The sequence below is a fragment of the Desulfocurvus sp. genome (assembly GCF_023230885.1).
In the GTDB taxonomy this organism is placed as follows: domain Bacteria; phylum Desulfobacterota; class Desulfovibrionia; order Desulfovibrionales; family Desulfovibrionaceae; genus Desulfocurvus.
On the sequence record NZ_JALNWM010000166.1, the window covers coordinates 1 to 7,884 of the forward strand.

General features: G+C 74.9%; 5 protein-coding genes. 4 read left to right on the forward strand and 1 reads right to left on the reverse strand.

The window, feature by feature from the left end; translation table 11 throughout:
- From M0P34_RS11680 to mutY, 4 genes are all read left to right on the forward strand, one after another.
- Window positions 1–378, forward strand: a 378-nt coding sequence (locus M0P34_RS11680) for a 2,3-bisphosphoglycerate-dependent phosphoglycerate mutase (protein WP_291499283.1), incomplete at its 5' end; no start/stop codon positions are given.
- Between the two features lie 90 nt (window positions 379–468).
- Window positions 469–4,383, forward strand: a complete 3,915-nt coding sequence (locus M0P34_RS11685) for a class I adenylate cyclase (RefSeq protein WP_291499285.1) — start codon at window positions 469–471, stop codon at window positions 4,381–4,383.
- 105 nt (window positions 4,384–4,488) lie between these two features.
- Window positions 4,489–5,592, forward strand: a complete 1,104-nt coding sequence (locus tag M0P34_RS11690) for an ATP-dependent 6-phosphofructokinase (RefSeq protein WP_291499287.1) — start codon at window positions 4,489–4,491, stop codon at window positions 5,590–5,592.
- A 131-nt stretch (window positions 5,593–5,723) separates the two neighbouring features.
- Window positions 5,724–6,830 carry an A/G-specific adenine glycosylase gene (gene mutY / locus M0P34_RS11695; protein WP_291499289.1) on the forward strand — a complete coding sequence of 369 codons (1,107 nt, stop codon included), beginning with the start codon at window positions 5,724–5,726 and terminating at the stop codon, window positions 6,828–6,830.
- Window positions 6,831–6,911: 81 nt separating this feature from the next.
- On the opposite strand, the gene M0P34_RS11700 is transcribed toward mutY, so the two are convergent.
- Window positions 6,912–7,884: bacteriohemerythrin (locus M0P34_RS11700; protein WP_291499291.1), on the reverse strand; the 973-nt coding region annotated here is incomplete at its 5' end.

The window sequence follows — 7,884 nt, forward strand, 5'->3', positions numbered from 1 at the left end:
GACGCGCGCGACCCCGGCGCCGACCGGCGCTACGCGGACCTCGCGCCCCACGAACTGCCGCGCTGCGAAAGCCTCAAGGACACCGTGGCCCGCGTCCTGCCCCACTGGGAGCGGGTCATCGCGCCCCAGGTGCGCCAGGGCCGCCGGGTGCTGGTGGCGGCCCACGGCAACAGCCTGCGGGCGCTGGTCAAGCACCTGGACGGCATGGGCGAGGCCGAGGTGGCCGGGCTGAACATCCCCACGGGCATCCCCCTGGTCTACGAGCTGGACGACGACCTGAACGCCCTGGGGCGGCGCTACCTGGGCGACCCCGAGGCCGCGCGCCGCGCGGCCCAGGCCGTGGCCGACCAGGCCGGCGGAGGCGGGGCGGCGGGCTGATCTCTCCCTTTGGACTTCGGCCGGGTTTTGGGTATGCTGCCCCCCGGCCCGGCCCCGAACCCCCAGCCCTCAACACGACGCAGCGCACGCATGACCGCTCCCAACCCGCCCAGCGCGCACCCAGGCGGCGACGCCACGGGCCTGCTGAGCCGCCTGGATGAAGCCACCCGGCGCGCCCCCAGGGAGCGCGAACGCGAGGAGGCCGCGCGCCTGGCCGAGGCCCTGGCCGCCCTGCCCGGCCCCGGCGGCCAGGCCGCACGCCAGGACGCCGCCCTGCTGCTGGCCGCCCCCCGGGCCGACGCCGGGGCGGCGGAACTTTGCGCCGCCCTGCTGCCGCACCTGGGGCCCGAGGCGGCCTTCGCCCTGACGGCCGTCCTGCTGCGGGCGGCGGAGGCAGACCCGCGCCGCAGGCCCGATCTGGCCGAGGCCGCAGGGCCGCTGCTGCCCCACGTCCTGGCCCTGCTGCTGGGCGAGGACCACCCGCAAACCGAGCCCCTGCGCGGCGCGGCCCTGGCCGCCCTGCCCCGGCTGGCCGCCCTGGAGGCCGAGCAGGCCGGAGCCTTCCTGGACGCTGCCGAGGCCCTGGGCCTGGAGGTGCCCTGGTGCGTGGGCGAGGCCCTGCGCGCGGGCGCCTGGGGCACGCTGGTCCGCAACTCTCTGGCCGAGGCGGCCGAGGCCATAGCCCAGGGCCGCCGCCCGGCCCGCGAGCTGGCCGGAATCATCACCCGCCACGCCGTGCTGGAGCACGCGCCCTTCGCCCTCGACCTGCTGCCCATCCTGGACACCCGCCACGCCCCGACCCTGCTGGCGGCCCTGCCCGCCGTGCTGCGCTGCCGCCCGGGGACCGACGCCCAGCTGGCCGTGGCCGCCGCCAGGGCGGCCCTGCATCCCGACCGGCGGGTCAAGGGCTGGGCCCTGGCCGTGCTGGCCGTCTGCGCCCCCAAGGGCCAGGGCAAGATCCTGGCCGGACTGGCGGCCAAGGATCCGGCCGCGGACGCCGCCGCGCCCGCCCTGCTGCCGCTGCTGCCGCGCGCCGAATACCTGGGCTGGGCCAAGGCCCGGGGCGGCGCGCGCCGGGCCGCCCCCGCGACCTTCGCCGCCCTGGCCACCCTGGCGCCGCGCTCCGTGCGCGCGCTCCTGGCCGCCCTGTCCCGGGGCGCCCATGCGGCGGGCGCCGCGCTGCTGGAGGCCCGCCTGCCCGCCCCCGACGCCCCCGACACCATCGGCGCCCCCCAGGACGCCCGGGCCGCCGCCGCCGCGTGGCGGCCCCAGGCCCCTGCCGCCGACGCCGAACCCGGCCCGGACAGGCCCGGACGCAACAGGACCTCCCTGCTGGCCCGCCTGGGCGCCGCGGACCGGAGCCTGAGCGTCCAGTTCGACGGCGCGGGAGCCAACGGGCTGCGCGGGGCCAAGGGCTCGCCGGTCCACCAGCGACGGACCCTGCGCGGGGCCGATTTTTCCGCCGCCTTCCTGGACGGCGCGATCTTCGAGGACTGCGTCCTGGAGGGCGCGACCTTTTCCGGAGCCTTGCTGCGCGGGGCGCGCTTCACCCGCTGCACCCTGACGGGCTGCGACCTCTCCGGCTGCCGGATGTACGACTGCATCCTGGACGAGGTGCGCCTTGAGCACTGCGACCTGCGCGGCGCACTGCTCTACGGCGGCACCGTGGCCGTCGCCGACTTCCGGCTCTGCAACCTGCGCGCGGCGACCCTGTGCGACACGGACCTGGCCACCACGCGCTTCACCGCCTGCTCGCTGTCGGCCCTGACCGTACGGGGCGGGGCGCTGGCCGGGGTGGAGCTGGTGCTCTCGTGCGCCGCCGGGGCCACCCTGGGGCCCGCGCGGCTGACCGGGGCGACCCTGGCGGGTGCGACCCTGGCCGGGACGCGCGTCGCCGGGGCCACCACCGCCGCCACCGACCATCCGGCCCTGCTGCGCCTGGAGGACGGCCGCCTGCCCGCCCTGGCCGCGGCCCTGGCCGCCCGGGGGCCCGCCCCGGCCCCGGAGCCCGCCCCCGGGGAGGCCGAGGCGGCAGCGGCCCTGGTGGACCTCTGGTTCCAGACCCGGGCCCAGCGCGCCGCCCTGGCGGCATTCCTGCGCAACAACCTGCGCCGCGAGAGCTGGTGCCGCCACAAGCTCGGGCCGCAACGCTCGCGCTTCTACCGCCTGGCACCGCTGCTGCTGCACGCCGACGCCCTGGCCGCCCCGGACGCGCCTCCCGAAGACGGCGGGACCACCGCCCCCGACGCCCCGCAGGCGGCTCCCGACGCGGCCTTCCGGCTGGCGAACTACGCGCCGGACTACACCACCCTGGCCGACGCCAGGGAGCTGTTCCCCGGCCTGACGCCGCCGGACCCCGCCCCCCAAAACGCCCCGGCCCCCGTCTCCATCGAGGGCCTCTACACCATCGGCAGCACCGGCACCGCCGCCCAGACGCCCACCTCCGACCTGGACTACTGGGTCTGCCACGACCACCGGGACATGACCCCGGCCCTGGCCGGGGCCCTGGCCGCGCGCCTGGAGCGCATCGAGGGCTGGGCCGCGCGGACCTTCGGCCTGGAGGTCCACTTCTTTGCCATGGACCTGGAGCGCGTGCGCGGCAACAACTTCGGCTTCAGCGACAAGGAAAGCTCCGGATCGGCCCAGGCCGTGCTGCTCAAGGAGGAGTTCTACCGCACGGCGGTGCGCGTGGCGGGCAAGGCGCCCCTGTGGTGGATCACGCCCCCCGGGGCCGACGACCGGGCCTACGAGGCCGCCCGGCGCCTGGCCGCGCGCGGGCCCCTGGCCGCCGGGCTGGCCGACCTGGGCAACCTGGCCGAAATCCCCCCCGGCGAGTTCTTCGGCGCCTCCCTGTGGCAGATCGTCAAGGCGCTGACCAGCCCGTTCAAGTCCATCATGAAGTTCGGCCTGCTGGAGCGCTACATGGCCGCCGGGGCCTCGGGCCCGGGGGCCCTGCTGTGCGACCGCGTCAAGGCCGGGCTGCTGGCCGGGCGCACGGCCCTGGCCGAGGTGGACCCCTATGTCCTGCTGCTGCGCGAGGTCAGCGGGCACTATGCCCGGGCCGGGGAGAAGGACTCCCTGACCCTGGTGCGCCTGTCGTTTCTGCTCAAGGGCAAGATCGCCGACGCCTGCGCCCCGGACGTCGCGCCCCTGCGCGGGGAGGACGCCGAGCTGCGCGCCATGTTTCAGGACGAACAGGCCCGCCTGGGCACGGGCGGGGCGTGGTCCTTCCGGCGCCTGGAGCATGTGGGCGGGCTGGTCAACGCCTTCATCGTGCGCACCTACACCCGCGTGCGCGAGCTGCGGCCCCGGGGCGACGACGTGTCCATCACCCCCGAGGACCTGACCAAGCTGGGGCGGCGCATCTCGGCCAGCTTCTCGCGGCGGCGGCACAAGGTCGAGCATGTGCCCTTCCTGTCCATAGGCGGCAACACCTTCCGCATCCTGCACTTCCTGGCCCGCCAGCGCACAGCGGGGCGCCCCGGGGGCTGGGAGGTCCAGGGCGCCCAGGAGGTGGCCGGACGCGACCGCCTCCAGCTGGCCGACCTGCGCAAAGGCGACGACCTGGCGGCCATCCTGGTCTGGCTGGCGGCCAACCGCCTGTTCGCGCCGGGGATGGAGGTCCGCGCCGACTACTCCATCTCCCCGGTCACCGCGCGCGACCTGAACGACCTGCTCCAACGCCTGACGGCCTTCTTCCCCCCCGAGGCGACCTTCAACACCGAGGTCGACGAGATGCTGCGCCCCGAGCGCATCGTGCGCGCCTTTTTCATCCTCAACCTGGTCCAGCCCCGGGAGCAGGCCGCCCTGCGCGAGGCAACCCTGGTCTACAGCACCAACTGGGGCGAGCTGTTCTGCCGCACGGTGCCCGTACGGCAGCCCGGGGCGCTGCTGGCCGACCCGGGGCGCTTCCTGCTGGAGCACGCGGACCAGGGCGGCGCGCCGCCGCAGATCGTCGGCAGCTTCGTCCCCGACCGCGCGAGCTGCCCGCGCATGGACGGCTGAAGGGCGGCGCCCCCGGCCCGGGCCGCGTTTTCCCGGCATTGCGCCCGGGCCGCGGCCCGGGTATGCAAGAACATCCCGACCCCCCAACCAAGCCCAGGAGGCACCATGACCCTCAAACGAGTCGGCATCCTCACCGGCGGCGGCGACTGTTCCGGCCTGAACGCCGTCATCCGCGCCGTGACCCGGGCCGCCGTCATCCAGCACGGCGCCCAGGTCGTGGGCATCCAGAACGGCTTCGACGGACTGGTCACCGGCCGGACCATGACCCTGGACACCGCCGTCACCCGCGACATCCTGACCCTGGGCGGCACCATCCTGGGCACCACCAACAAGGGCAACCCCTTCGCCTACCGCGAGTTGAACGACGACGGGACCATCCGCGTGAGCGACCTGTCGGACAAGGCCGTGCAGACCGTGCGCGAGCTGGGGCTGGACTGCCTGTTCGTGGTCGGCGGCGAGGGCACCCTGGAGATCGGCTACAAGCTCCAGCAAAAGGGCGTGCCCATGATCGGCATCCCCAAGACCATCGACAACGACCTGGAAGGCACGGACTACACCTTCGGCTTCCAGACCGCCGTACAGGTGGCCTGCGACGCCCTGGACCGGCTGCACACCACGGGACGCAGCCACCACCGGGTCATGATCCTCGAGGTCATGGGCCGGGGCGCGGGCTGGATCGCCCTGGAGGCGGGCATCGCCGGGGGGGCGCACATCATCCTGATCCCCGAGATCCCCTACGACATCCGCCATGTGGTCCGCAAAATCACCCTGCGCGCCAAGGGCGGCAGCCCGTTCACCATCGTCATGGTCGCCGAGGGCGCCGTGGCCGTGGGCGGCAACGCCATCACCCAGGAGGCCGCCACCACAAGGTTGCAGGGCGTGCCGCAGCTGGGCGGCGTGGGCAACCACCTGGCCGGACTGATCAAGCAGGACATCGACCTGGAGGTGCGCACCACCGTGCTCGGGCACATCCAGCGCGGCGGCTCGCCCTGCGCCTTCGACCGCGTGCTGGGCACGCGCCTGGGCGCGGCGGCGGTGCAGGCCGCCGCCGAAGGCCGCTTCGGGAACATGGTCGCCCTGCGCACGCCCGACATCGTGCTGGTGCCCATCGCCGAGCTGGCCGGGGTGGTGCGCACGGTGCCGCCCACCTCGCAGCTCATCGAAACCGCCGAGGCCATCGGCATCAACATGGGCCGCGAGCGCATGTAGCCGCGCGGCCCCCGGCCGGGAGCGGGAACGGGGCGGGGCCGCCGGGCCGCCGCCCCCTTGCCTTTGGGCCCGCTCCGTGTTCTGCTCGCCCACGCCCACGCCCACGGCCCACCGCAACCCGACCCCACGCCATGCCACGCACCGACCCCGCCGCCCTGTCCGCCCTGCTGCCCTGGTTCGCCGCCCACCGCCGGCCCCTGCCCTGGCGGCAGGATTACCGGCCCTACCATGTCTGGATTTCCGAAATCATGCTCCAGCAGACGCAGATGGACCGCGCCGTGGACTACTTCCTGCGCTGGACCGGGCGCCTGCCCGACGTGGCGGCCGTGGCAGCCGCCCGCGAGGACGAGGTGCTCCGGCTCTGGGAGGGCCTGGGCTACTACAGCCGGGCGCGCAACCTGCGCGCCGCCGCCCGGGTCATGATGGAGCGCCACGGCGGACGGGTGCCCGACTCCCGCGACGCGCTGCTGGCCCTGCCCGGGGTCGGCCGCTACACCGCCGCCGCGGTGCTCTCCATCGCCTACGGCCACGACGAGCCCCTGGTGGACGCCAACGTGGCCCGGGTCTTCTGCCGCCTGTTCGACCTGGACGCGCCCGCGGGCGAGGCCGCCACCCGGCGCGAGCTGTGGCGCCTGGCCGGGGAGCTGCTGCCCCCGGGCCGCGCCCGGGACCACAACCAGGCGCTCATGGAGCTGGGGGCCCTGGTCTGCACGCCGCGCGGGCCGCGCTGCGACGCCTGCCCCCTGGCCCCGGCCTGCGAGGCCCGCAGGCTGGACATCGCCGCCCACCGCCCCGTGCCGGGCAGGAAAAAGGACATCACGCCCCTGACCCTGGCCACGGGCGTGCTCACACACCGGGGCCGGGTGTTCGTCCAGAAGCGCGCCCCCGGCGACGTGTGGGGCGGGCTGTGGGAATTCCCGGGCGGCGGCGTGGAACCGGGCGAGACGCCCGCCCAGGCCGTAGTCCGCGAATACATGGAGGAGACGGGCTTTTGCGTGCGCGTGACCGCGCCGCTGACGGTCATCCGCCACGGCTACACGCGCTTTCGCGTGACCCTGAACTGCTTCGCCCTGGCCCTGGACGGCGAGCCGCCGCCCCCCGTGCTCACCGAGGCTGTGCAGTGGCGCTGGGCCAGCCCCGGGGAGCTGGAGGGCCTGGCCTTTCCCGCCGGACACCGCAAGCTGCTGGACTGGCTGGCCGCCCGGGAGCTCCTGCCGGGGCTCGCGGCCCGGGCCTGAGCCCCGCGCGCCGGAAAAGCCGGAAGGCGCCGCCCCGTCGAGCGGGGCGGCGCCTTCCGTACCTGGCGCAGGCGGCGCGCCCTAGCGCACGCCGCGGTCGTTCAGGTGCTTGGAGTAGCTCCGGTCCGTGCCCTGGATATGCTCCACCAGCCAGTCCTTGAGGAACTGCATGATCTCCATGGTCAGGGCGGCCCTGCCGGACTTGAAGTCCCGCTCGAAATCCACCACCTGCTTCACGAACTCGCGGTGGCGGGCCTTGTGGGCCAGAAGCCCCGGATAGTCGTGGCTGCCCATGAGCTTCTCCTCGTGGGCGAAGTGGAAGGCCGCATAGTCCTTGAGGCCGCGGATCATGTCGCCCAGGGCGTCCTTGCCCCGGCCCGAGCGCATGGCCTCGTTCAGCTCGTTGATCATGGACACCAGCACCTTGTGCTGCTCGTCGATCTCGGCCACGCGCACGGACATGGCCGCGTCGTCCCACTGGATGGGGAAGCCGCCCCTGGTGGCCGGGGCGGGGCGGGGCTTGGCGGCGGGCCCGGAAGCCGGGCGCGGCGCCGATGCCGCCCGGGGCGCGGGGCGCGCGGCGGCGGGCGCCGCGGGTGCGGCGGGCTTGCGCCGGGCCGGGGCCCCGGCCGGAGCCTTGCCGGTCATGCCCTGGACAGTGGCGCCCATCTCGTCCAGCAGGCCCAGCAGCTCGTGCAAAACAGCCCCGGACTCGCGCATGCCCTCCACGGTCTGCTCGGCGATATGCGAAACCTCGTCCACGGCGGAGGCGATCTCCTCGCTGGCGGCGGACTGCTCCTCGCTGGCCGTGGCGATGGCCTCCACGCTGCCCGAGGTGGCCACGGCCATGCCCCGGATGCGCTCCAGGGCCTCGCGGGCCTCACCGCTGCGGGTGTTGGCGTCGCCCACCCCCGAAATCATCTGCTCCGAGACCTCCACGCCCCGGGCCACCCCGCTCTGAATGGAACCGACCTGGACCTCCACCTCCTTGGTGGCCAGCATGGTCTTCTCGGCCAGCTTGCGCACCTCGTCGGCCACCACGGCGAAACCGCGC

What these genes read in the sequence shown, in the direction of transcription:
- mutY (WP_291499289.1), top strand. Translation starts at nt 5,724, where the DNA reads ATGCCACGCACCGACCCCGCCGCCCTGTCCGCCCTGCTGCCCTGGTTC.
- M0P34_RS11685 (WP_291499285.1), top strand. Translation starts at nt 469, where the DNA reads ATGACCGCTCCCAACCCGCCCAGCGCGCACCCAGGCGGCGACGCCACG.
- M0P34_RS11690 (WP_291499287.1), top strand. Translation starts at nt 4,489, where the DNA reads ATGACCCTCAAACGAGTCGGCATCCTCACCGGCGGCGGCGACTGTTCC.